Here is a 22,229-nt window from a genome sequence, read left to right as displayed (position 1 = left end):
CCGGCCCGACAAAGCTGGAACCGCCTCCTTAAAGCCCGCTTAGCATGGCATTAAGCCTCATTAAAGATCAGCGCCTCGGTCGGCCTTCAACGCGCGCCTCGTTAAAACCGCCTTAAAGACCGGCCAGCGGCTCCAGGCCATCTTGGGCAGCGCGATCTCAATGGTGGTGCCGCGGTTGACCTTGGACTGCACGAAGATCTTCCCGGAGTGCAGCTTGATGATGCCCTTGACCAGCGCCAGCCCGATGCCCTTGCCGGAGACACCATGCACGTTGCGACCCCTGTGGAAAGGCTCGAAGAGGTGCTTCAGGTACTCCTCCGGCATGCCGATGCCATGGTCGGTGAAGAACAGGATGATGTTGCGTTTGTCAGCGGTGACGCGGATACGCACCGTGCGGTCCTCGGAATACTTGCAGGCATTCTCGGCCATGTTGATGAAGGCGGTCTCCAGCAGCTTGCTCTTGCCCTTGCACAGCAGGTCGGCCCCATCGTCGCTGATGCCCTCGAAGCGGATGTCCACGCGATAGTCGGGGTTCTGCTTGAGCAGGTTCTCGCGGCAGGTCAAAGCACCTCGTCCACCCGCACCTCCTCCAGGTTCTGGAAGAGCGTCTCCACATCGCTGTTGGCCAGTTCAAGCAGGTTGTTGGTGAGCGCGCTGAGGCTTCGGATGTGGACCGAGATGGCCTTGAGGGTCTCTTTGTATTCCTCGGTGCCGCGGTCCTTTATCAGCGCCACATCGATCTTGCCGCCGATGGCCGTGAGCGGATTGCGGAGCTCATGCGAGGCATTCGATACGAAGCGCTTCTGCACGTTGAAGGCTGACTCGAGCCGGTCGAGCATGCGGTTGAAGGTGGCGGTGAGCTGCCCGATCTCGTCATGCGGATGCGCAGCCGTGAGCCGATGGCTGAGGTTGCTGTGGGTGGTCGGTCCACCTGCTTCACCATGTCGAAATGGGCTTGAGGAAGAAGCTCACGAACACGTAGCCGCTGATGAAGATGATGAGCATGAGGATGATCGGACGGACGATGAGGATGCGCTTGAGGTTGTCGATGTAGTTCCACCCGTGCCGGTCGTAGGCGGTGGAGATGATGACATGCTCGACGCCATCATAGGTGTGCAGGAAAGCGATGCCCTCCCTTCGGTCCTTCTCGGCCCAGGTGTAGGGACTCTGCTCATGCACCCTCGCAAGGCCCATGGCGGCGGGCAGGGGTATCGCTTCGCCGAACAGCAACCGGCCATCGGTGGCATGGATGGCGAGCGTTCGCCGATCAGCGCATGGGGGTTGTCCTCCTCGTTGCGCTGCGCGGGCGCCGTTTCGCTCTTCACCGACTCGAGCACCTCCACTGCCCGATCGCGCAGCCGCAGCTCGAAATCCTTCTGCCGGTAATCCTGTGAGAAGTAATAGATGGCATAGGAGAAGAAGAAGAGGATCGCGCCCACCACGAAGGCGAAGAGCAGGGTGAACCGGGTCTTGATCTTCATGCCTCATGCATCCTTGATGACGTAGCCCATGCCCACCACGGTGTGCAGCAGCTTCACCGGATGACCCTTGTCCACCTTCTTCCGAATGAAGTTGATGTACACCTCGATCACGTTGGTGCCCCGGTCGAAGTGGATGTCCCAGATCTTCTCGGCGATCTCCACTTTGCTCACCACGCGGTTCTTGTTGCGCACCAACAGCTCCAGCAGGCCGAATTCCTTGGCTGTGAGCGCGATCTCTTCGCCTCCTCGCCTCGCCCGCTTCGAGTCGCAGTTGATCTCCAGGTCGGCTACGCGCAGGATGTTCTGCGGCGCTGCCGCCGCCGGGGCCGTGTGCGCAGTGCGCTTCAGGAGCGCGTTCACGCGGGCCAGCAGCTCAGGGAACTCGAAGGGGCTTGATGAGGTAGTCGTCCGCCCCGGCCTCGAAGCCTTCGAGCTTGTCATCCAGCGTGCCCAGCGCCGTCAGCATGAGCACTTTGGATTCCAGCCCGCGTTCGCGGAGGGTGCGGCACAGCTCGAGCCCGTTGAGCTGCGGGATGATCAGGTCGAGCACGATCAGGTCGTAGTTCCTGGACAGCGCGAGTTTCTTCCCGCATTCGCCATCATAGGCGAAATCCACCGTGAACCCATGCTCCTCCAGCCCCTGGCGGATGAACTGCAGGACATCCGGCTCATCCTCAACGATCAGGATCCTGGTGTTCTCCATGGGTGTGCGAGGCTGTCTTCATGGATCAAGGCATGGGCGGTGGCCGCGCGCGTCGCGAAGCGCTTGCGGGCCGGAATGTAGCACCCCGCCCGGATGCTCCATACCGTGACCAGGATCATCGGGTCTTGCATCCGTGTATGGCACTGCTTCTCAACCGCAGCGGGCTCTCCGTCTTCGGCGCCCCCGTGCCCTTGCTTCCTACCCATGCGCCTCCCTCATCTTCCCCGCGATATGATCGAAGAGGTTGCCCAGCGGCTTCTCCACCATGAACCCAATAGGGTTGAGGTCGGCGTTGAAGACCTGGTGGAGCGTGGTGACGCCAGCGGATTCAGCCGCCGAAGAGGTCGCGTTACACATCGGCGCACACGCCCTCGATTTCTCCTTTCGCGGGCGCCACACCGGCGGTCACCGCGATGGGCACCGAGGCGCCATCGGTCCATTGCGCCAGGTAGGGCGCGCCATCCTTCTCGCCGTACTGCACTTTGCTGCCGCCGGGAAGCGCTGCGCGGAGGTGGCACAAGTTGCTGTCGTGAGCACGAGCAATGCGGGAAGGGGCGTGGGCGCGGCATGGCAGTATTGATGGTGAGCAGCATTAGTCGCGATCGGAACGATATCTCGCAGGGCCGTTGTCAACGAAGCATCCGGGCTCGATCATGACTATTCTTCACCGTGACATCGCGCACGCGATCGCTGGTTCTTCCCCGCCTTCAACCGCTCCAGCAATTCCTGCTCGCCCATGCTCCATTCGCGTCCGGGCCTCGCGCCTTGGATGCGGCCGAAGAAGCTGCCGCGTTCGAAGCGGCACGGCCTGCGCAGACAGGCGGCTTCACCACCCCCGATCCGGCCTGTGCACAGGTTCAATCACCAGCACGCGCTTGCTGCGGCTCGCGTGCCCGCTCACCAATTCCACCTGCCGCTTGGGCACGCCGAATTGCTCCGCTAGATAGGAGAGGAGCGCTTCGTTCGCCTGCCCATCCACCGGCGGAGCGGCCAGGCGGATCTTGAGCGCATCGCCATGCGTGCCAGCCACCTCGGTGCGCTTGGCGCCGGGCTGCACATGCACGCGGAGCGTGATGGACCGCGGTGCTTCGCTGAGCCATGCGGGCATGGGCGCAAGGTGCGCGATCATCGCGCTCCTGCCATGCGCATGCAGGTGAGCAAATGAGCACCTGCCCACGCAACGGGTGTATGAGGCGTTGCGTGCATTGGGCGCGTGAGCCGGGGTCACCGCTTCACGCTTCTTCCACCGCTTTCAGCCGCTCCAGGGGCTCCTGCTCGCCCATGCTCCATTCGCGTCCGGGCCGTGCGCCCTCGATGCGGTAGAAGAAGCTGCCGCGCTCGAAGCTCCACTTGCGTTGCAGGATGCGCCGGCGCACCAGTGGGCCGAGCTGCACGGAGGCGCCCGGCTGAAGGCCGCGTGCGCCTCCATGGCGCGCACGATGTCGGCCTGGCTCACATTCCAATGGATGCGCAAGCCACCATGGGCGGCTTCGCATGTATTGTGTACACCCATTTGAGCACGGCATGCGGGCCGCGCCACGCGATGGGCCACACGCCTTGGGCCCAGGGGCACCAGCCCGCCCACGGGGGCTGGGGTTCTTCGGATCGCCATCATTCTCGTCAAAGTCGGGGCTAAGAAGATAGATGCGCGCGGCGGCCACCGGCACCGCTGGCAGCTGATCGACAGCAGGCGCCTGCCCGCCACCACTGGATACCTTCGGCGGCGAATACCTGCACCCATGATCGCCCGAATCCGCACGCTGCCCGCACTGGTCCTTTCATTGACCCTCGCCGCGCAGAACCCGCTCGCCATTCCGCCCGCCCTAGACCTGGACACCTTCGACCTGGTGACCGACGAGCACGTGCACCAATTCTACCCCGGTATCAACACGAGCACCTGGGCGCGAGCGCCGAGTACCTCGGCCCCACGTTGATCCTGCATCGTGGTGACACGGCGCGTATCCGCATCCACAACGAATTGGCGGAGATGACCAGCATGCACTGGCATGGCATGCACGTGCCCGGTGAGATGGACGGCGGCCCTCGGCGGATCATCGACCCCGGCGATTCGTTCATGGCGGAGTTCGTGGTGAAGACCCCGGCGGCCACATACTGGTACCATCCGCATCCGCACGAGCTCACGGCGGAGCAGGCCAACTTCGGCATCGCCGGCTTCATCGTCGTGCGTGATGAAGAGGAAGAACAGCTCGCCTTGCCCCGCGATTACGGCGTGGACGATTTCCCCGTGGTGATCCAGGACCGCAAATTCCTCCCCAGCGGCGACTTCGCCTTCTATCCCTTCGGCGATTCGGTGCTGGTGAACGGCACGCCGAACGCCTACCTGGAATGCCCCGCGCAAGTGGTGCGCCTGCGCCTGCTCAACGGATCCAACGCGGCATCTATCCGCTGGGCCTCGACAACGGCCAGGACCTGCACGTGATCGCCGGCGATGGTGGACTGCTGCCCGCGCCCACCGCCACCGATCGCCTCTGGCTGAGCAACGGCGAGCGCGCTGAGGTGCTCTTGGACCTCACCGGCATGGAAGGCGACAGCCTGCTGCTGATGAGCTACGGCGACGAATTGCCGAACACCGTGCCCGGCTCGGGCAACATGATGTGGGAGAGCAGCATCCTCAACGGCGTGAGCTTCCCGGTGCTGCGCATCCGCGTCACCGCCCCCACAGTTGACCCCATCATCGCTATTCCTCCCGCGCTGCTCAACGTGCCCATGCCTTCGGAATCAGAGAGCATCCGCACGCGCACCAAGACCATCACCGGCATGGGCATGGTGGGCATGGGCATGTTCATGATCGACGGCCTCATGTTCGACATCGACGTGGTGAACGACACCATGCAGCTCAACACCGTCGAGGTGTGGAACATCGTGAACAACTCGAACATGGCGCACCCCATGCACATCCACGGCGTGTCGTTCACCGTGCTGGAGCGCAACGGTGCGCCGCCGCCCGCCTGGGAGCAAGGGCCCAAGGACGTGGTGCTGGTGGACCGCTTGGGGACGGTGAAGCTGGTGATGCGCTTCGGCGAGGTCACCGACGGATGGCCCTTCATGTACCACTGCCACAACCTGCTGCATGAGGACAACATGATGATGCTGCAGTACATCGTGCAGGACCCGTCGCTTGGAGTCAGTGAACCGACCAGCGGCGGTGCGAACGCGTTCCCGAATCCCACGAGCGGCCAAGTGGTGGTTCGCTCCGAATTCGCGCTGGTAAGCTTGGAAGTGAACGACGCGCTCGGTCGGTTGGTGGTGAAGCAGAACGGCAATGGCGGCGCAGCAGGCCAAGATCGACCTGCGCGGCTTGCCGGCCGGCCTGTACCGCGTTACGCTCATGGGCGCGGCTCAGCGCAGCCAGCTCATCGTGGTCAAGGAATAGCGCGTTCGTGACAAGTTCATGACCGAAGGTCCTGACGAGCGTCAGCTAAAGCGGCCATGCATGCCCGTTCATTTGGCGCAATTAAGAACCAATCCATGCAAATCGCACCCACCAGCACCATTGGCTCCATCGTGGCCGATGACTTCCGCACCGCAGCCGTCTTCAACGCCCATGGCATCGACTTCTGCTGCAAGGGCGGCCGCTCCTTGGAGGAGGCCTGCCGCACCAAGGGCATCGACCAGAAGGTCATCGAGCAGGAGATCCACGAGGTGCTCAACCGCGACACGGCGGCCGATAGCGACTTCAAGACCTGGAGCCTGGGCAGGCTGGTGGAGCATATCGAGCGCGTGCACCATCGGTACATCGAGGCCCGCACCCCCACCATCCAGCAGTTCCTCGAGAAGCTCTGCCGGGTTCACGGCGATCGCCACCCCGAGCTCTTCGACATCGCTACGGAGTTCAACGAATGCGCCATGGTATGGCCGCGCACATGAAGAAGGAGGAGCTCATCCTCTTCCCCTTCATCGTGCGCTTGGAGCAGGCCGAGAAGACCGGCGAGCCCGCGCCCATGCCACCCTTCGGCACGGTGGAGAACCCCGTGCACATGATGATGGACGAGCATGAGACCGAGGGTGAGCGCTTCCGCCGCATCGCTGAGCTGAGCAACGGCTACCAGAACCCGCCCGATGGCTGCGCCACCTATTACACGGCCATGGTATGCTCAAGGAGTTCGAGCAGGACCTCCATCTGCACATCCACCTGGAGAACAACATCCTCTTCCCACGAGCGATCGCCTTGGAGAAGCAGTTGGGCCATGCCGCCGCTTGAGCGGCATGCGCTGCTGCGGCCCATGAGCCGCGAGCACCACGATGGCCTGCTGCTGTGCTGGTACATCCGGAAAGAACTAACCGCTGGCACCGATCCGGCTGGGGTGAAGCAGCGGTGCGCCCGCTATTTCCGCGAGCAGCTGCTGCCGCATTTCGCCGTGGAGGAGGAGGCCATATTCCCGGTCCTCGGGGCCGATGACCCGCTGGTGAAGGTGGCGCTGGCCCAGCACCGGCGCCTCACGCGCCTGTTCCTGGCAGATGATGACGCGCCCAGCGAGCTCTCCGGCATCGAGGAAGAGCTTGATTCGCATATCCGCTTCGAGGAGCGCGAGATCTTCCAGCGCGTGCAGGCCGTGGCCACAGAGCAGCAGCTTGAGCGCGTGGAGCGCGTGCACGGCATGCTCGCATGGGAAGCCGGGCAGTGCGCGCCCGTGCCCTGGGCGGGCAGATGAGGGCCGATACCTGACCACGCGGTTCCGCGGGGATGGCAGCATGGTGCAGGCAGCCGGGTGCTGGTGAACGGGGCCACGGGTGCCATCGGCTCGGGAGCGGTGCAACTCGCAGTATCGCTCGGCGCCAAGGTGACCGCCGTGTGCTCGACGCCCTACGTGGACCGCATCAAGGCGCTGGGGGCACACGCCGTGATCGACCGCACCACCACCGACTTCCGCACGATACCTGGACCTTATGATCTGGTCTTCGACGCGGTCGGAAAGAGCCGCTTCACCCTGTGCAAGCACCTGCTCACCGAAAAGGGTTGCTACATCAGCACGGAGCTCGGTCCGCGCGGCGAGAACGTCTTCCTGGCACTCATCGGCGGCCTGCGCAAGGGGCCGCGGGTGCTATTCCCGCTTCCCAGCATCAGCCGTGCCGACGTGGATCACTTCCGGAACATGGCCGAGGCGGGCACTTTGCGACCGCTGATCGATCGTGTGGTGGGCTTCGATGAACTTGTGGAGGCGACACGGTATGTGGAGACCGGTCAGAAGATCGGGAACGTGGTGGTGAAGGTGGACTGATCCGAATGCCTTCAGGCAGCGTTGCGACCCCATTGCCCGTCAGTTGGTCATGCGCCAGCTCCTTGCCTCGATCGGCCTGTTCGTGACCTTCCTGGTACAGGCCCAGTTCGCCCCACCCGGGGCTCAATGGACCTACGACCACTGGGCTGTCCCGTACACCATGACCGTCGTAGGTGATACCACCCTGAACGGCCACCCCTGCTCCATCATCGAAGGTTCGTTCTTCACCGGTTGCTGGCAGTCACGCGCCTACACCTACCAGAACGGCGACACGGTGTTCTGGTCGGACGACCTTTTCCTCCCCCAGTTCTTCGAGTTGTACCGGTGGAACGCGCAGCCCGGCGAGAGCTGGAATGTGTGGGTGAACGGCCCGGTGACCGTGACCTACACCGTGCTGTCCACCGGCCTCACCACGGTGAACGGGCAGACCCTGCGGACCCTGAACGTTGAAGCGACCGACACACAGGGGGCCTGGGCCCAGAGCAGCGGCGTGCTGGTCGAGCACATCGGCGACACCCTGTTCCTGTTCCCCTGGCTGGCCGCCTTCTGCGATGTGATCCCCCCCTGGCCGCTGCGCTGCTACACGGATGATGACCTGGGCACCTATCTGCGTCCCGGATCGAACGATTGCGAACCACCACCGACCTCCACCGTCTTCGCCCCCGTGGGCGCCACCTGGACCTACACGCAGCGTTTCGCCTTCGCGCCGGACAGCGGGTTAATGGTCATCGAATGCGTAGGGGACACGGTCATCGACGGACTCACGTGCTCCATCCTGGAGCCCACGCAGGATCCGGGGGTTGCATGCCGTTCCACCGGTTCGTCACCACCATGGGCGATTCGGTGCTCTTCTGGTGCGGGGCGGACAGTAGTTTTTCAGACGCTCTTCGTGATCGGGGCCGATATCGGCGACAGCTGGAGCATGCGGGCCGATCACGGAGACTCCTGGATCAACAGCGACACGCTCACCTGGACCGTCACGGACACGGGCAGCACCGTGATCGATGGTCTCACTCTGCGAACGCTGGAGGTGGCGGTGCAGGCCACCCAGAACGCCGGCACCGCATCGTTGTGCGATGGCTCCATCGTGGAGCGGCTAGGTCCCTCCCCCTTCCTGTTCCCGTGGATCTTCGGGGCCTGCGATGGCGAGCTCAACGGACCCTTGCGGTGCTACACCGACGGGGACATCGACTGGCTGAACCCGCAATTCGCCCAGTGCGCACTCAGCGTCGGCGTGGAGGAGCGCGGTGAAGAGCTCGCGTTCAACGTGGGGCCCAACCCGGTGGAGCGCGGTGGCCTCCTCACCATCCGCTCGGGACGGTCGTCGGGACCGGCTTCGATCGAGGTCAGAGACGTGCTCGGGCGAACCCTGGGGCGTTGGACCCTGACCGGGAACGCGCTCGAGCTTCGACCGCCCGGAGCGGGTGTGTTCCTGGTCACCTGGCGCGATGGCTCCGGGGCAAGGGCCACGGCCCGTGTGGTCGTGCATTGAGATGCGACCGCCTCACGCATGTGCGGATAGTCGGCTACCTCCAGCCCCCACCCAGCGCTTGGTAGAGGTTCACCATCGCGTTCATCCGCTGCTTCCGGGTCTCCGCGAGCTCAAAGCGCGACTCCAACGCATCGCGCTGGGTGAGCAGCACCTCCATGTAGTCCGCTCGTGCGGAACGGAACAGGTTGCCCGAGATGGTGATCGAGGCGCCCAGGGCGTCCACCTGCTGCTTCCGCAGGGCATAGCTGTTCTCCAGGTTGGCGACCCGCGATAGCTGGTTCATCACCTCCACGGTAGCGCCCAGCACGGTCCGCTCATAAGCATGCACCGCCTGCAGCTGCCGGGCGTTCGCGGTGGCGTACATCGCCTTGATGGCGTTCCTGTTGACCAAGGGTGCCACCAGGTCGCCCGCCACGGAGTACACCAGCGAGGCGGGTGACTCGAGCAGCAGGGCTGCATCGAACGCGTTGAAGCCGACCCCCGCCTTGATGCCCACGGAGGGATAGAAGCAGGCCCGGGCCGATCGCACATCCAGCTTCGCCGCTTCCAGTTCGAGCTCGGCCCTTCGAATGTCCGGACGATGCGTGAGCAGGTCTCCGGGCCGTCCGCTGGACAACGCGGCGGGGACCAGGTCCAGCGCTCCCACGGAAGCCCGCTGCACCGGCTGTGGGTAGCGCCCCACCAGGAAATTGATGCGGTTCTCCGTCTCGACGATGCGCTGCTGGATGTCGAACAGATCGCTCCGGTTCTTGAGCACCTCGGCCTCGAAGCGCCGCACCGCCAGTTCGGTGACCTTCGCGGCCTCCTTCTCCAGCTTCACCACCTCCAACGCGTCCTGTTGGATGGTGATGTTGGCGCGGAGGATCGACATCTGGGCGTCCAAGGCCAGCAGTTCATAGTAGCTGTTCGCGATCTCCGCCACCAGGTTCGTCACCATGAAGTTGCGCCCCTCGATCCCGCCCAGATAGCGCAGCGTGGCGGCCTTCCTCGCGTTGCGGAAGCGTTTCCACACGTCGAGCTCCCAGGAGGCCCTCAAGCCGAACCCGAGGTCGCTCAACGGCTCCGGGAACGGCGTGTCCTCCACGATGTTCAAGGAACGCTCCACGGCGCCGTTCCGGGTGTGCTCTCCGGCCTTCTCGATCCCGGCGCCTGCGGCGAACCCCACGAAGGGCAGATACTCGCCCTTGCGGGCGCGGGCCTCGTTGCGGAGCACCTCGATCTCCTGCAGCATGATGTTGAGCTCCTGGTTGTTCGCCAGCGCTGTGTCGATCAGGGCCCGCAGATCGGGATCGCTGTGGAACTGCGCCCAAGGCGTCGCTGCGGAACTGATACTGTCGCTGCCGGCCCCGTACGTGCCGGGCATGTCCCGGCGCACCTCGCGCACCTTCAACGCCGGTACGCAGGAGGAGAGCGCAAGCACGGCGAAAAGGCCGATACGGGTCAGAAGCTCGGTCGGTCGTGGCATGGGGATCTCGTGCATCAGTCCTTCTTGCGTTTCAACAGGTCGCTCACCCGCTCCTTGAGCGTGCGGATCGTCTCCCTCGACTCCACCTCCTCCTGGGCGTGGCGCACGAACTGTTCGGACATCGGTTCATCGCGTTCATCGCTGATGAGCTTGCGGCCCTGGATCAAGGTGGCGAAGACATAGTACAGGCCGGGGATCACCAGCACACCGACCACGGTGCCCGCGAGCATGCCACCCAGCGAGGAGGAGCCGATGGTGCGGTTGCCGATGGCGCCCGCCCCGCTGGCCAGCACCAGCGGGATCAGACCGGCCACGAAGGCGAACGAGGTCATGAGAATGGGCCTGAAGCGGGCCTTGGCACCTTCGATCGCCGCCTCCCGCACCGTGGACCCTTCGCGCTGCCTCTGCACCGCGAACTCCACGATCAGCACCGCGTTCTTGCCCAGCAGACCGATCAGCATGATGATGCCGATCTGCGCGTACACGTCGTTGGCGAGCCCCATCGCCTTCAGCATCAGGAAAGAACCCAGGACGCCCACGGGGAGCGAGAGGATCACCACCAACGGCAGCACGAAGCTCTCATACTGCGCGGCCAGCACCAGGTACACGAAGATGAGCACCACGATGAAGATGTAGAGCGCCTCGTTGCCGCGCCGGGCCTCGTCGAACGACAGGCCCTCCCAAGCGATGTCGTAGCCGCGTGGCAGGGACTCCCGGGCCACCTCCTGGATGGCCTTGATCGCATCGCCGCTCGTGTACCCCTCCACGGAAAGCCCGCGGATGGTGGCCGAGTTGTACATGTTGTACCGCGTGATCTCGTTGGGGCCCAGACGCTTCTCGAAGCGCATGAACGAGGAGTAGGGCACCATCTCCCCGCTCTCGTTCTTCACGAAGAGCCCGCTGAGGTCCGAAGGATAGCGCCGGTACTCCGGTCCAGCCTGGGTGTACACCTTGAAGAAGCGCCCGAACCGGATGAAACCCTGCTCGTAGGTGCTGCCAATGAGGATGTTGAGGTTCTCGACCGCCTTGCCGATGGACACACCCTTCTGCATCGCCATGTCGTTGTCGACGATCATCTCGTACTGCGGGAAGTTGGCCGCATAGAAGGTGAACAGACCGGTGAGCTCCTTGCGCTGCCGAAGTGCGTCCATGAACGCGTTGTTGATCCGCTCGAACTCATGGTAGTCGGTGCCGTTGGTCTTGTCCAGCATGCGCAGTGAGAAGCCGGCGGACGAGCCGAAGCCGGGCACTGCGGGCGGTTCGAAGAACTCGATCACGGCGCCGAGGTCCCTGGTCCGCTCCTCCAGCTCCTCCATCACCTCGTTCACATCCTTCTCCCGCTCGTTCCAAGGCTTGAGATCGATCAGGCAGGTGCCCGCGTTCGACCCCCGGCCCTCGGTCATGATCTCATAGCCGGCCAGCGACGATACCGACGCCACTTCGGGGATCTCGTCGCAGATGCGCTGCAGCTCGCGCGCCACCTCGTTGGTGGTCTCCAGGGTGGATCCCGGCGGAGTCTGCACGATCGCGTAGATGGTGCCCTGGTCCTCGCTCGGGATGAAGCCGGCCGGAAGGACCTCGTTGCTCAGGTAGATGGCCGCGCAGAACCCGGCGAGCAGCCCGAAGGTGAGCAGACGCCGCACGACGATCCGGTCCAGCACGGCCACATAGCGGCCCGTGAGGCGTTCGAACCACCGGTTGAACGCGTCGATGCCGCGATCGAGGATGGACTTCCTGGGCGCGCCGTCATGAGGCTTCATCAGCATGGCGCACAGCACCGGTGTGAGCGTGAGCGCCACCACGGCACTGATCACGATGGAGCCTGCCATCGTGATGGAGAACTGGCGGTAGAAGACCCCCACCGGACCGGTCATGAACGAGATGGGGATGAATACCGAGACCATCACCAGCGTGATGGCGATGATGGCGCCGCCGATCTCGCCCATCACCTGCTTCACCGCCGTGTACGGGGTGAGCTGATGGTCCGCCTCCATCTTCGCATGCACGGCCTCCACCACCACGATGGCGTTGTCCACCACGATGCCGATGGCCAGCACCAGGGCGAAGAGCGTGATCAGGTTGATCGACAGCCCGAACAGCTGCATCACGAAGAAGGCGCCGATGAGCGACACCGGGACCGCGAGGATGGGGATGAGCGTGCTGCGCCAGTCGCCCAGGAACAGGAAGACCACGAGCGCCACCAGGATGAACGCATCGCGGAGGGTGTGCAGCACCTGCTCGATCGACGCGTCAAGGAAGGTGCTGACGTCGTAGCTCACCTTGTAGTCCACGCCCGGCGGCATGAACTCGGCCTGCTCCTTCAACTTCTCCTTCACCTGCGCGATCACATCGCTGGCGTTGCTGCCCAGGGTCTGCTTCAGCACGATGGACGCCGAGGGCCGTCCGTCCAGATTGGAGTAGATGTCGAAGAACTCGCTGCCGAGCTCCACGTCGGCCACATCACGCAGGCGGATCAGTTCCCCCTCCTCGTTGGCGCGGACGATGATGTCGCGATACTGCTCCGGTTTGTTGAACTGGCCCTGGTAGACCAGCACGTACTCCAGCGACTGAGCGTTGATCCCGGAGCTCTGACCCAGACGGCCGGGGCGTGCGATGAGGCTCTGCTCCTCCATGGCCTTCATCACCTCCTCCGCGCTGATGGAGTAGGCACGCATACGGTCCGGTTTCAACCATACGCGCATGGCGTACTTGCGGCTGCCCAGGATCTGGGCCTGCGCCACGCCGGTGATCCGCTGGATCTCCGGGATCAGCTGCGTGAACGCATAGTTGTACAGGAAGAGCTCGTCCGCGTCCTCCCCGTTGCCGTACAGGTTCACGTACATCAGCATGCTGGGCTGCACCGGCGTGATGATCACCCCTTCGCGCTGCACCAGCAGGGGCAGGTTGGGCATCACCTGGTCCACGCGCGTCTTGACGCGCACCACGGCCTCGTCGGGGTCGGTGCCTGGCTCGAAGATCACCCGGATGGTGCCCTCACCCGCGCTTGTGGCATCACTGGCGATGTAGCGCATGTCCTGCACGCCGTTGATCGCCGTCTCCAACTGGATGATGGTGCTCTTGGTGAGCACGTCCGCGCTCGCTCCCGGGTAGGCGATGAAGATGTTGACGGTGGTGGGCGCGATCTCCGGGAACTGGGCGGTGGGCAGCTGTTCCATGGCCAGACCGCCCACGAAGAGGATCAGCACCGAGATGACGATGGCCAGGACGGGCCGCTGGATGAAGTTCTTGAACATGGTCCAGGAGGTGTTCGGTCCGCTACTCCGCGTACAGCTCGAGGTGGTCCATCACGGAATCCGGGGGCAGGAGCTCGACCTCCACCTTGTCCCCGTCCTTCACCTTCCGCAGACCTTCCAGCAGGAACCGGTCATCCTTCGTGAGCCCCTGCTCCACCACGAACACGTGCTGAAGCTCCGGACCCACCTCGATGCGCCTGGTGCGCAGCGTGTCCGACCTGTCCACCACGAACACGTAGCGGTGATCGAGCACCTCGAAGGTGGCCTTCTGCGGGATGAGGAGCACGCCGTTCAGGCGCGAATCCATCAGGATGCTGCCTGTCTCCCCATGCCGCAGGAGGCCCTGGGGATTGGGGAAGGTGGCCCGGAACGCGATGTTGCCGGTGGCATTGTTGAAGTCCGACTCAATGGCCGTGATCTCCCCCGGCCGGTCGAAGAGCTCTCCGTTGGCCATCCGCAGGGTGAGCTTCGTGCCCGTGCCGGCCAGGGAGCGCTTCCTGTATTCCAGGTACTCGGCCTCGGGCACGTTGAAGTAGACCCACATCTCACTGTTGTCGGACAGTTCGGTGAGCAGCTCCCCTTCGTCCAGCAGACTGCCCTTCCGCACGTGGAAACGGCCGACGATGCCGCTGAACGGGGCGGTGATCTCCGTGAAGCCCAGGTGGGCCTGCGCCGCGTTCAGCTCCGCGAGCGCCTTGTCATACCGCGCCTTGGCCAGGGCCAGCTCGTTGGCCGAGACCACATTGCTGTCCGCCAGCGCCTTGGTGTTGCGGAACTCGATCTCCGCGAACTCCGCCTCGGCCTTCGCCCGTTGGACCTCGGCCTGGTAAAGCACCGGCCGGATCCGGAACATCAGCTGGCCCTCCTTCACCTGCTGGCCTTCGTCCACCAGCATGTCCTGCAGATAGCCCCTCTCCAACGCCCTCATCTCGATATGCTGGACGGAGTGGATCTGGCACACATAGTCCTTCTGGACCACGGTATCGGTGTACAAGGCGGTGGTGGCCGGATACCGTCCCTGGGCATGGCCCTCGTGGCCCCCCTCGTCCGCGTGCCCTCCGCATCCGGCGAGGAGCGGAAGCCAGGCAGTGAGCAGCACGGCCGCGTGCACGGACGGTGGCCGCACCGCCCGGGGAGGGCATGCGGACAGCAGCCCTTGGACCAGCGGAAGAACGATGGGATGGGCCGATGGGCCGACGACATGGAACATGGTGTGGGAGGATCGTGATCGATGAACAGGAGGGGCAGCCCCAAGGGCGTGCTCCGATGGGCCGATGCAGCGCCGGGCACAGAGGGCCGCACAGCGTGCTCCATGGTGCTCTGCCTCTTGCTAGGCACCATGCCCGGCTCTTGGCCGGGAGAACAAGAGGATCAGGGCGCCGACGGCTGCAGGCCCGTGACCGGCATCATCGCGTAGCCCGGCCTGTCCGCGTCGCTCAGCCGCGGTCCCGTGGTTCCGTCCGACCGCTGCCCCAGCAGGAGCGCCAGGAACAGGGGGGATGAGGATCCGAAGGCTTCGCCCGGGTCGGAGTCGCCGAAGACATCCTCCGCCACGGGGAGGCTCAGCTCCGTCATCGGCGCTCCATGCCCGGCCCGCGTGGCAGGGGGAAGGATGAACTGGAGCGCCAGCAGCAGCGTGCAGGCGATCAGCAGGTTCAATCGGTGGCGGGAGGCCATGAGGTACGGAGCGGCCGCGAACGTACCGCACCGCCCTTCCGGACGCAGCGCCTTTAACAATTCGTTATCAGATCCGCACCCGGCGCGCTCACGACCGGATCAGCCGCACGGAGGCCACGCCATCGGCATGGTGGAGCCGCACCACGTACAGGCCGGGTATACCGGAGGTCACCACCGGGCGCAGCATCCCGGGCGTCGCCCGGCCTGCGGCCACCAGCGCCCCGCGGGCATCCACCACCTCGAACCGCTCGGCCTGAAGCGCGCTTCCGCGCAGATCAAGCCACAGCGCCTCGGCATCGGCCCAGACCCGCCAATCCTGCGGCACCGAGCTCAGGGCGATCCCCGTGCTCACCTCCACCACGATGCCCGAATCGATCGGCGCGTAATAGGGCGAGGGGGTGGTGACGCGGATGCGGTACCCCGTGCCCGGGACCGTGCCGGCCGGAACGGTGCAGGCGATCACACCCGTGGGCTGGTCGCTGTTCAGCGTGCCGATGGCCACCGGGGCGCTGAAATCACCGTTCGCATCGCTCAGTTCGGCAGTGAAGTCCAGGGCCGCCGTGGGCACGCCGCCCGTGCTGTACGCCACGTTCAGGTCGAACCCATCCTGCGCCGTCACATAGGCCACCGCCGCGTCCGGCACAGCGGCCAGATTGTAGATCATGGCCAGGTCGTCGAACCACACCTCCGTGCCCACCTGGCTCGAGGTGCTGTCACCGCTGGTCATGATCATCAGGATGTGCTCGGGCTCGCGGTTGTCCGTGTACACGAAGGGCGTGGCGAAACGCGTCCATGCGCCCACCGTGGCGCTCGCCGAGGTCCAGTCCGCACCGCCCACCCAGTTCAGTTCAGTCCCGAAGGCCGGCAGCTTGGCATCATCCACATGCATCAGCACACCGATCACCGCCTGGTCGCCCGGCTGCGGGGTGTACTTGTACCAGCCGATCAGGCTGTCCGGCCGCGAGGCGCACGCCGTGCTCCAGTCCCCGTTCAGCGTGTCGGTGAACACGTAGCTGTTCTCCACCTGTAGTTCGGCATGCACGCGTCCGTTGGTGAGCAGGCCGGTGGCGGGGCCCAGAAAGGACGACACCGTGCGGATGTTCACCGAGTACGACCCGCTGTGCGCATCGCTGCTGCGCCACACCATCTGCGGCGCCAGGTTGTTGATCAGCGTACCGCCGTCGCTGGTCTTCACCGAGCTCCATTCGGTGGGCTCCTCGGTGCCGGTGCCCACGTTCTGCCAGGACTCGAAGCCGGGGTTGTCGAGCTGGGGCTGGGCGAGCAGCGGAAGGGAGATGAGCAGGGGGAAGGCGAGTGTCGTGCGGCGCATCGGCGGTGGTTGAGGGCGTGAACATAGCACACCTTCCCACAGACCTACCTTCGCCGACCATGCCGATCGGGGACCCGCAGCACATCGACCTCCGCTTCCTGGAAGGCCCGCGCTCGCGGTGGAAGGAGCTCAAGAGCATGGTCTCCATCCTGCGGGAGTTCATCCGCGGATTCCGCAAGCTGCATTTCGTGGGCCCCTGCGTCACCTTCTTCGGCAGCGCACGCTTCCAGGAGGACCACCCCTACTACGAGGCGGCCCGCGAGCTGGCCCGGCGCATCGGCCAGGTGGGCTTCAGCATCATGACGGGCGGTGGGCCGGGCATCATGGAGGCCGCCAACCGCGGCGCCCGCGACGTGGGCGCGCGCAGCATCGGCTGCAACATCGTCCTGCCCCACGAACAGAAGCCCAACCCCTACCTCGACGTCAGCCTCACCTTCGAGCGCTTCTTCGTCCGCAAGGTGCTGCTCGTGAAGTACAGCATCTGCTTCGTGGTGATGCCCGGCGGCGCCGGCACCCTCGATGAGCTCTTCGAGACCATCACCCTCATCCAGACCGGCAAGGTGAAGGACTTCCCGATCCTCCTCTACGGAAGGGATTACTGGGGGCCCATGCTGCAGCAGATCGATCGCATGGTGGCCGAAGGCACCATCGGCCGCAAGGAGCTGGAGTTCGTCTTCGTGGCGGACAGCGTGGAGGAGGCGACCGAACTGCTGCAGGACCGGCTGGTGGTGATGTGGCAGCGCGCACGGGCGCGCAAGGACACGCCCAAATGGTGGTTCCTCGAGGAGCGCATGAACGGCCACCGCCGCGCGTGACCCCTCAGCCCATCGCACGCATCGCCCCCAGCACCACGGCATAGCGCGCCGCCTTGCCCACGAACATCAGCAGCGCGGTGGGCCCCCAGGGAGCACCGACCACGCCCAGGGCCACCGCGATCGCATCACCCACGACAGGAAGCCAGGTGAGCAGGGCCGCCCAAGGCCCCCAGCGGCGGATGCGCATGGTCCATGGGCCGGATGATGCGCCAGCCTGCACGCCCTGCCAAGTGAGTCGACGACCCAGCCGGCCCAGGCCCGTGCTGCTCAATCCGCCAAGTGTGTTCCCGATGCTCGCCGTCAGCCACAGCGCCGGCCACGACCACGGTCCGATCGCCATGGCCGCCAACAACGCCTCGCTGCTGAAGGGCAGGATGGTGGCCGCCAGGAAGCTCGCCAGGAACAGGCCCGGCAACCCCAGGCCCTCCCACATCGGCCCCAGCTCCATGCTGCGAAGAACGGCGATCGGCTCAGTTCAGCACGAACCGCCGCACACCAAGCCCCTCCACCTCCAGCAACAGCACGCCCATCGCCCCGGCCCCGAGCGCGACGGACTCTCCCGTCCGGCCTCTCGCCACCACGCGGCCATCCGCCGCATGCACCCGAACGGGCCGCGAAGGCCCTGGTGCCGTGATGACGCGCACCGTGCCCGCGATCGGGTCCACCACCAGCTGGTAGTCGGGCTCCGCCACGTCCGTCCCGTCCGGCACCGAGGCCGTGCAGGTGGTGGCGCAGAAGCCGCGGTCGCGCAGCTCGCACAGCAGGGTCTCGTACGCCGGCTTCAGGGCACCACTGCCGGGCCAGCTACGCAGGCCAAGCGTGCGATGGAACTCCACATAGGGCGTGGTCGTCAGACCATAGTAGGTCGCCAGCTCCACCGCCGCGGTGCTGTCCACATCCGTCAGCATGCTCACCGACAGGTAGGGGATCCGGCTCCAGTGGTGGTCCCACGCGGTGAACATCGCGCTGACGAACTGGCTCTGCAGCGCTTCGCTGCTGGCGTTGAACACACTGGTGGGGTATCCGCACTCCTGCACCACCACCGGTTTGTTCCCGGGGTAGAGCGCCATCAGCGCATCCAGGTCGGCGATCACCTGGCCCGGCGGCTTCACCGTGAAGCCGAAGACGACCCCGTAGTAGGTGAGGCTGATGTGGTCCAGCCCGGCGTTCAACCCCTGGCACAACGCGGCGCTCACCGGATTGGTGAGGCCCGCCCAGGTCATGGTGGTGCCCACGCTCAGGTCCGTGCCGTGCAAGGCCTGGTAGCGCTGCTTCGCATGGGGGACCACCTGCGCCAGGAAGTTCCCGAAGCGCTGGTACTGCAGGGCGTCCCCTCCCCACATGATGTCGCTCTCCATGCCGATGTTCAGGTACACCAAGGGCATGTCGGGGATGTGGGCGAAGAGCGTATCGAGATAGACCGTGAAGGCCGCCACCATGGCCGGATGATCATAGGGATAGGCGTTCAACTCGACCGGGACCTCGTTCCGGGCCGTATTGGTGACGGCGATCTGCAGCGAACGGGGCACGCTCTGCACCGCGGACTGCAGGTTCAGCAGGTCCAGGGCCATCAGCTCCCCCGCATCCCAGGTACCGATGGCGGGCTGAACGGCCGACCACAGGAGGGTCTTGTGCGCGCCTTCCACACAGGCCGCCTCCGCCAGCCCGAGCGCCGCTCCCGTGTTCCCATCCTCCGCCGTGTTCATCAGGTAGCCGATGCGGCGCCCGTTGGCCGGTACTTGCGCCTCAACGGCCAGGGTCAACAGCAGGAGCGTCGGGGTGAGGAAGGGGCGCATGGGTCGTCCGCGCGGGAAGGCCCGCGAACCGTTCAACGGCCATGCCATGGAGGAAGTTCGATGGCTCACGCCAACCGGGCCCCGTTCGGCAGCGGCCGCTCCACGGCGGTGAGCACGATATCGCCGTTCGCATCTGGAAATCCAGTGATCAGGCATTCGCTCATCACGCTGCCGACCTGCTTGGGCGGGAAGTTGATCACCGCCACCACTTGTCGTCCCACCAGTTCGTCCTTGGTGTAGTGTACCGTGATCTGCGCGCTACTGCGCTTCACCCCGTGCGGTCCGAAGTCGATGGTGAGGACGTAGGCCGGCCTGCGCGCATTGGGCAGGCCCTCCGCGGAAAGCACGGTGCCCACGCACAGATGGACCTTCTCGAAGTCGGACCAACCAAGGAGCTCCATGTGCTCAATATCCGCCACCCCCTCCCTGCCCCCGCTCGATCGGGTGCCAGGTGATCGTGGTTCCCAGCGTGTTGTTGGAAGACCCGCTCTCACTCATTTCACCGCAGCTTTTGTGGTCTTCCTCCTCACTCCACTGCGACGGCCTATCGAGCGGCGTGGGCCGGTGCCAACGCGTGCCCCCCGCTTCTTTCCGAGGGAATCCACGCCAAGATCACCAACATACAAAGCAGCCAATGGGAAACACATCTCCCAATCACCCCAGACGATGTCCGCACGTTGTTCGATGTGAAAGCCCTTGAACCGGGTCACATCCAGGAACTGTGTGGCCATGGGGTTCTGGCCTGGTGCCGTAAGGAAGGCGTGGAAATCGACCTCGGTGGTATGACCATCCGTGAAGCGGAACGCGATGCGGTAGTCGCCCACGTATTTGGCGCTCTTGATATGGACCTTCTCTGGGATGGTCATCCCTTGATGCGTTTGGTGATGTGTTCGGGCGTGACCCGCTTGTTCAACACAAAGTAATCATTCCACTTGCGGATGATGTCCTTCGCCTTGGCACGAACGAACAGTTCCGCCTCACATTGCTGAGCGACCGGGAGCGCTCGTTTATTGCCCAGCTTCCTGAACACGACCTTTACCAACTCCCCTTCAAGCATGATCAACTCGATCACTGACTCGTAGCTGCCATACCGAACATGTACATGGATGGGGCTGTGTTCATTGCTGAACATCAGGAACACCATTCCGAAGTACTCGTAAAGCTTGGGCATGAAGGTCAAGAGATCAATACCCCCCACCCCCTCCCTGCCCGCGCTCGATCGGATGCCAGGTGGTCTTCACCTCCTGCGTGTCGAGGATCATGTAGGGGCTTCTCGCATCGTCGCTGCTCCAATCGCTCACCTTCGGGTACACCATGCGCTTCAGGTTGCAGGTAGCTTCATTGTCGAGCATCGCGCTCCTCTTTGGAAACACCCGCCACGACTAGCGCGTTGATGTCCATGTGCGCAACGAGCGGCTTGAGCAACTCGCTGCGGAAACCTGACATCAGGTTCACAACGCCGCCGGGCAGATCGCTCGTAGCCAGCACTTCGGTGAAGGTGACGGCAGGCAAGGGCATGTTCTCGCTTGCCACAACGATGCACGTGTTGCCGCCCGCGATCACCGGCGCGATCACGCTCACCAGCCCGAGCAACGCGCTATCGGCAGGAGCCATCACGCCCACCACACCGGTGGGTTCCTGCACGCTGAAGTTGAAGTGCGAACTGTTCGTGGGGTTCACGCTGCTGAAGAGCGCCTGGTACTTGTCGCACCAGCCCGCGTAGTGGATCCAGCGATCGATCGCGGCGCTCACTTCCTTTTGCGCTTGTTGCTGCGTGCAACCGTGCAATATGAGTTCATGCACGAACTGCGCGCTGCGTCCTTCGAGCATCTCACCGATGCGGTAGAGGATCTGCCCGCGATTGAAGGCGCTGCGACTTGCCCAGCTGCCCAAGGCGCCACGCGCCGCCACAACGGCATCGCGCACATCCTTGCGGCTGCTGCGGCACACATTCGCCAGGACCGCGCCGTTGGCGCCCTTGGGCTGGTAGTAACGCCCGCTCTCGGTGCGTGGGAACTTGCCGCCGATGAAAATCTTGTAGGTCTTCATCACGGGAACGCGTTCCGTCTTCTTGGTCGTGCCGTTCGTGCCGAGGCCGTTGAGGTCGGCTTTCACGGTGGCGGGCTTGCTCAGGGTCTTGCTCATGGGATGCGAAGCCAAAGCTACACCCGCGAGAGCGATGGCAGCGCCAAGACCGCCGCTGCGAAAGCCACGGAACGCTATTGCTCTGCCCGGACGATCCGGAAGTTGAACATCGGGCTCTTCAAGGCGCCGTAGAGCCGCACCCAGATGGGCAGGAGCTGTTCCGTGCCACGCGCATTGGTGATATCGCCCAGGTCGATCATCTCGTTGTCGGCCCAGCCGAAAGAGGCAAGCAGCTTGCGCACCTCGGCCTTCGCATCGGCATCGTTGCCGCAGAGGAAGAGGTGGTGCGACTCGGGCAACGTGCGCGGCGCCACCATCAGGAAGCTCGTGAGCGTGTTGAGGCCCTTCACAACGCGCAGTTGCGGGAAGGCGCGTTGCAGTTGCTCGCCGAGCGAGTCGGTGTTGCACACCGTGAGGCTGGGGGGGAATCCTTTGGAGAAATCGAGCGGGTTGGCGACGTCGAGCATCGCCTTGCCGCCGAGGTTCTTCTCGCCGGCAAGTTTGAGGGCCTCCATCGCACCGAAGCCGCTGGTGGCGTTCACGAGCATCTCGCCGTGCGATGCAGTTTCCGCGAAAGTGCCGAGCTTCACCTTGGGGTGCGCGGCCATCCACTCCTTCAGCGGCGGACGGCCGTAGCCATCCTTGCCTTCGCGGGCGAGGCTCTGTTGCGCATCGCGCGTGCCCAGCATCACGTCGTGTCCCAGGCTGTCCAGCTTCTCGGCGATGACCTGTCCGACCACCCCCGTTCCGAAAACTCCGATCCTCATGGTTGTGCGTGTTGGTTGCGTTCCTTTGACGCGGCGAAGTTGACCGGCTGCTATACCGTTTACA

The 22,229-nt window shown here is 64.5% G+C and carries 23 protein-coding genes and 4 pseudogenes; 7 read left to right on the top strand and 20 right to left on the bottom strand.

The window, feature by feature from the left end; genetic code table 11:
- Nucleotides 1–60: 60 nt before the first annotated feature.
- The 8 genes and pseudogenes from IPJ87_16785 to IPJ87_16750 form a co-directional block, all read right to left on the bottom strand.
- Complete coding sequence (locus IPJ87_16785) at nt 61–564, bottom strand: sensor histidine kinase (protein ID MBK7943502.1); 504 nt, start codon at nt 562–564, stop codon at nt 61–63.
- A complete protein-coding gene (locus tag IPJ87_16780) occupies nt 561–839 on the bottom strand; it encodes a hypothetical protein (GenBank protein MBK7943501.1) in 279 nt (92 codons plus the stop codon). The genes IPJ87_16785 and IPJ87_16780 overlap by 4 nt, the downstream gene beginning before the upstream one ends.
- Nucleotides 822–929: pseudogene (locus IPJ87_16775) on the bottom strand (HAMP domain-containing protein). Before IPJ87_16775 ends, IPJ87_16780 begins: the two are co-directional and overlap by 18 nt.
- A 7-nt stretch (nt 930–936) precedes the next feature.
- Complete coding sequence (locus tag IPJ87_16770; GenBank protein ID MBK7943500.1) at nt 937–1,194, bottom strand: hypothetical protein; 258 nt, start codon at nt 1,192–1,194, stop codon at nt 937–939.
- Nucleotides 1,195–1,484: 290 nt separating this feature from the next.
- Nucleotides 1,485–2,184: pseudogene (locus IPJ87_16765) on the bottom strand (response regulator transcription factor).
- Between the two features lie 349 nt (nt 2,185–2,533).
- Complete coding sequence (locus IPJ87_16760) at nt 2,534–2,704, bottom strand: hypothetical protein (GenBank protein MBK7943499.1); 171 nt, start codon at nt 2,702–2,704, stop codon at nt 2,534–2,536.
- 306 nt (nt 2,705–3,010) lie between these two features.
- Complete coding sequence (locus IPJ87_16755; GenBank protein MBK7943498.1) at nt 3,011–3,292, bottom strand: YggU family protein; 282 nt, start codon at nt 3,290–3,292, stop codon at nt 3,011–3,013.
- 124 nt (nt 3,293–3,416) lie between these two features.
- Nucleotides 3,417–3,560, bottom strand: coding sequence for a hypothetical protein (locus IPJ87_16750; GenBank protein ID MBK7943497.1), 144 nt, complete (start codon nt 3,558–3,560; stop codon nt 3,417–3,419).
- A gap of 293 nt (nt 3,561–3,853) precedes the next feature.
- Between IPJ87_16750 and IPJ87_16745 the strand changes: the two genes are divergently transcribed.
- From IPJ87_16745 to IPJ87_16720, 6 genes and pseudogenes are all read left to right on the top strand, one after another.
- A complete protein-coding gene (locus tag IPJ87_16745; protein ID MBK7943496.1) occupies nt 3,854–4,624 on the top strand; it encodes a multicopper oxidase domain-containing protein in 771 nt (256 codons plus the stop codon).
- The gene (locus IPJ87_16740) at nt 4,531–5,589 is read left to right on the top strand and encodes a multicopper oxidase domain-containing protein (protein ID MBK7943495.1); all 1,059 of its coding nucleotides are present in this window, start codon (nt 4,531–4,533) and stop codon (nt 5,587–5,589) included. The genes IPJ87_16745 and IPJ87_16740 overlap by 94 nt, the downstream gene beginning before the upstream one ends.
- An 84-nt stretch (nt 5,590–5,673) precedes the next feature.
- A pseudogene (ric, locus tag IPJ87_16735) lies at nt 5,674–6,406 on the top strand (iron-sulfur cluster repair di-iron protein).
- On the top strand, nt 6,393–6,857 hold the full coding sequence (locus tag IPJ87_16730; GenBank protein ID MBK7943494.1) for a hemerythrin domain-containing protein: 465 nt from the start codon (nt 6,393–6,395) through the stop codon (nt 6,855–6,857). Before ric ends, IPJ87_16730 begins: the two are co-directional and overlap by 14 nt.
- Before the next feature lie 63 nt (nt 6,858–6,920).
- Nucleotides 6,921–7,424: a zinc-binding dehydrogenase gene (locus tag IPJ87_16725; GenBank protein MBK7943493.1), complete on the top strand. Its 504-nt coding sequence runs from the start codon at nt 6,921–6,923 to the stop codon at nt 7,422–7,424.
- 49 nt (nt 7,425–7,473) lie between these two features.
- Nucleotides 7,474–8,916: a hypothetical protein gene (locus IPJ87_16720; protein ID MBK7943492.1), complete on the top strand. Its 1,443-nt coding sequence runs from the start codon at nt 7,474–7,476 to the stop codon at nt 8,914–8,916.
- Nucleotides 8,917–8,950: 34 nt separating this feature from the next.
- Here the strand turns inward: IPJ87_16720 and IPJ87_16715 are convergent, their stop codons facing one another.
- From IPJ87_16715 to IPJ87_16695, 5 genes are all read right to left on the bottom strand, one after another.
- Entirely contained in the window at nt 8,951–10,381 is a 1,431-nt protein-coding gene (locus IPJ87_16715) for a TolC family protein (GenBank protein MBK7943491.1), read from the bottom strand.
- A 14-nt stretch (nt 10,382–10,395) separates the two neighbouring features.
- On the bottom strand, nt 10,396–13,635 hold the full coding sequence (locus IPJ87_16710; protein MBK7943490.1) for an efflux RND transporter permease subunit: 3,240 nt from the start codon (nt 13,633–13,635) through the stop codon (nt 10,396–10,398).
- A gap of 22 nt (nt 13,636–13,657) precedes the next feature.
- Nucleotides 13,658–14,845: an efflux RND transporter periplasmic adaptor subunit gene (locus IPJ87_16705; protein MBK7943489.1), complete on the bottom strand. Its 1,188-nt coding sequence runs from the start codon at nt 14,843–14,845 to the stop codon at nt 13,658–13,660.
- 161 nt (nt 14,846–15,006) lie between these two features.
- On the bottom strand, nt 15,007–15,312 hold the full coding sequence (locus tag IPJ87_16700) for a hypothetical protein (protein ID MBK7943488.1): 306 nt from the start codon (nt 15,310–15,312) through the stop codon (nt 15,007–15,009).
- Between the two features lie 88 nt (nt 15,313–15,400).
- Entirely contained in the window at nt 15,401–16,642 is a 1,242-nt protein-coding gene (locus IPJ87_16695; GenBank protein MBK7943487.1) for a hypothetical protein, read from the bottom strand.
- 59 nt (nt 16,643–16,701) lie between these two features.
- On the opposite strand from IPJ87_16695, the gene IPJ87_16690 reads away from it, so the two are divergent.
- Entirely contained in the window at nt 16,702–17,457 is a 756-nt protein-coding gene (locus IPJ87_16690; protein MBK7943486.1) for a TIGR00730 family Rossman fold protein, read from the top strand.
- A gap of 4 nt (nt 17,458–17,461) precedes the next feature.
- Here the strand turns inward: IPJ87_16690 and IPJ87_16685 are convergent, their stop codons facing one another.
- From IPJ87_16685 to IPJ87_16655, 7 genes and pseudogenes are all read right to left on the bottom strand, one after another.
- Nucleotides 17,462–17,890 (bottom strand): DedA family protein, encoded by a 429-nt coding sequence (locus IPJ87_16685; protein ID MBK7943485.1) that lies wholly within the window; start codon nt 17,888–17,890, stop codon nt 17,462–17,464.
- 37 nt (nt 17,891–17,927) lie between these two features.
- Nucleotides 17,928–19,253, bottom strand: coding sequence for a hypothetical protein (locus IPJ87_16680; GenBank protein ID MBK7943484.1), 1,326 nt, complete (start codon nt 19,251–19,253; stop codon nt 17,928–17,930).
- A gap of 65 nt (nt 19,254–19,318) precedes the next feature.
- On the bottom strand, nt 19,319–19,654 hold the full coding sequence (locus tag IPJ87_16675; protein MBK7943483.1) for a tRNA-binding protein: 336 nt from the start codon (nt 19,652–19,654) through the stop codon (nt 19,319–19,321).
- A gap of 93 nt (nt 19,655–19,747) precedes the next feature.
- Nucleotides 19,748–20,119 (bottom strand): DUF2442 domain-containing protein, encoded by a 372-nt coding sequence (locus IPJ87_16670; GenBank protein ID MBK7943482.1) that lies wholly within the window; start codon nt 20,117–20,119, stop codon nt 19,748–19,750.
- The gene (locus tag IPJ87_16665) at nt 20,116–20,424 is read right to left on the bottom strand and encodes a DUF4160 domain-containing protein (GenBank protein MBK7943481.1); all 309 of its coding nucleotides are present in this window, start codon (nt 20,422–20,424) and stop codon (nt 20,116–20,118) included. The genes IPJ87_16670 and IPJ87_16665 overlap by 4 nt, the downstream gene beginning before the upstream one ends.
- A gap of 13 nt (nt 20,425–20,437) precedes the next feature.
- Nucleotides 20,438–21,398, bottom strand: a pseudogene (locus tag IPJ87_16660) (aldehyde dehydrogenase family protein).
- A 74-nt stretch (nt 21,399–21,472) separates the two neighbouring features.
- Complete coding sequence (locus IPJ87_16655; protein ID MBK7943480.1) at nt 21,473–22,165, bottom strand: NAD(P)-binding domain-containing protein; 693 nt, start codon at nt 22,163–22,165, stop codon at nt 21,473–21,475.
- Between the last annotated feature and the right edge of the window lie 64 nt (nt 22,166–22,229).

This window comes from Flavobacteriales bacterium, assembly GCA_016713875.1.
GTDB lineage: Bacteria > Bacteroidota > Bacteroidia > Flavobacteriales_F > PHOS-HE28 > PHOS-HE28.
This window is presented reverse-complemented; position numbering and strand designations above follow the sequence as displayed.

What these genes read in the sequence shown, in the direction of transcription:
- IPJ87_16670 (MBK7943482.1), bottom strand. Translation starts at nt 20,119, where the DNA reads ATGACCATCCCAGAGAAGGTCCATATCAAGAGCGCCAAATACGTGGGC.
- IPJ87_16755 (MBK7943498.1), bottom strand. Translation starts at nt 3,292, where the DNA reads ATGCCCGCATGGCTCAGCGAAGCACCGCGGTCCATCACGCTCCGCGTG.
- IPJ87_16680 (MBK7943484.1), bottom strand. Translation starts at nt 19,253, where the DNA reads ATGCGCCCCTTCCTCACCCCGACGCTCCTGCTGTTGACCCTGGCCGTT.
- IPJ87_16655 (MBK7943480.1), bottom strand. Translation starts at nt 22,165, where the DNA reads ATGAGGATCGGAGTTTTCGGAACGGGGGTGGTCGGACAGGTCATCGCC.
- IPJ87_16770 (MBK7943500.1), bottom strand. Translation starts at nt 1,194, where the DNA reads ATGGGCCTTGCGAGGGTGCATGAGCAGAGTCCCTACACCTGGGCCGAG.
- IPJ87_16705 (MBK7943489.1), bottom strand. Translation starts at nt 14,845, where the DNA reads ATGTTCCATGTCGTCGGCCCATCGGCCCATCCCATCGTTCTTCCGCTG.
- IPJ87_16700 (MBK7943488.1), bottom strand. Translation starts at nt 15,312, where the DNA reads ATGGCCTCCCGCCACCGATTGAACCTGCTGATCGCCTGCACGCTGCTG.
- IPJ87_16665 (MBK7943481.1), bottom strand. Translation starts at nt 20,424, where the DNA reads ATGCCCAAGCTTTACGAGTACTTCGGAATGGTGTTCCTGATGTTCAGC.
- IPJ87_16715 (MBK7943491.1), bottom strand. Translation starts at nt 10,381, where the DNA reads ATGCCACGACCGACCGAGCTTCTGACCCGTATCGGCCTTTTCGCCGTG.
- IPJ87_16730 (MBK7943494.1), top strand. Translation starts at nt 6,393, where the DNA reads ATGCCGCCGCTTGAGCGGCATGCGCTGCTGCGGCCCATGAGCCGCGAG.
- IPJ87_16695 (MBK7943487.1), bottom strand. Translation starts at nt 16,642, where the DNA reads ATGCGCCGCACGACACTCGCCTTCCCCCTGCTCATCTCCCTTCCGCTG.
- IPJ87_16720 (MBK7943492.1), top strand. Translation starts at nt 7,474, where the DNA reads ATGCGCCAGCTCCTTGCCTCGATCGGCCTGTTCGTGACCTTCCTGGTA.
- IPJ87_16690 (MBK7943486.1), top strand. Translation starts at nt 16,702, where the DNA reads ATGCCGATCGGGGACCCGCAGCACATCGACCTCCGCTTCCTGGAAGGC.
- IPJ87_16675 (MBK7943483.1), bottom strand. Translation starts at nt 19,654, where the DNA reads ATGGAGCTCCTTGGTTGGTCCGACTTCGAGAAGGTCCATCTGTGCGTG.
- IPJ87_16685 (MBK7943485.1), bottom strand. Translation starts at nt 17,890, where the DNA reads ATGTGGGAGGGCCTGGGGTTGCCGGGCCTGTTCCTGGCGAGCTTCCTG.
- IPJ87_16780 (MBK7943501.1), bottom strand. Translation starts at nt 839, where the DNA reads ATGCTCGACCGGCTCGAGTCAGCCTTCAACGTGCAGAAGCGCTTCGTA.
- IPJ87_16740 (MBK7943495.1), top strand. Translation starts at nt 4,531, where the DNA reads ATGCCCCGCGCAAGTGGTGCGCCTGCGCCTGCTCAACGGATCCAACGC.
- IPJ87_16710 (MBK7943490.1), bottom strand. Translation starts at nt 13,635, where the DNA reads ATGTTCAAGAACTTCATCCAGCGGCCCGTCCTGGCCATCGTCATCTCG.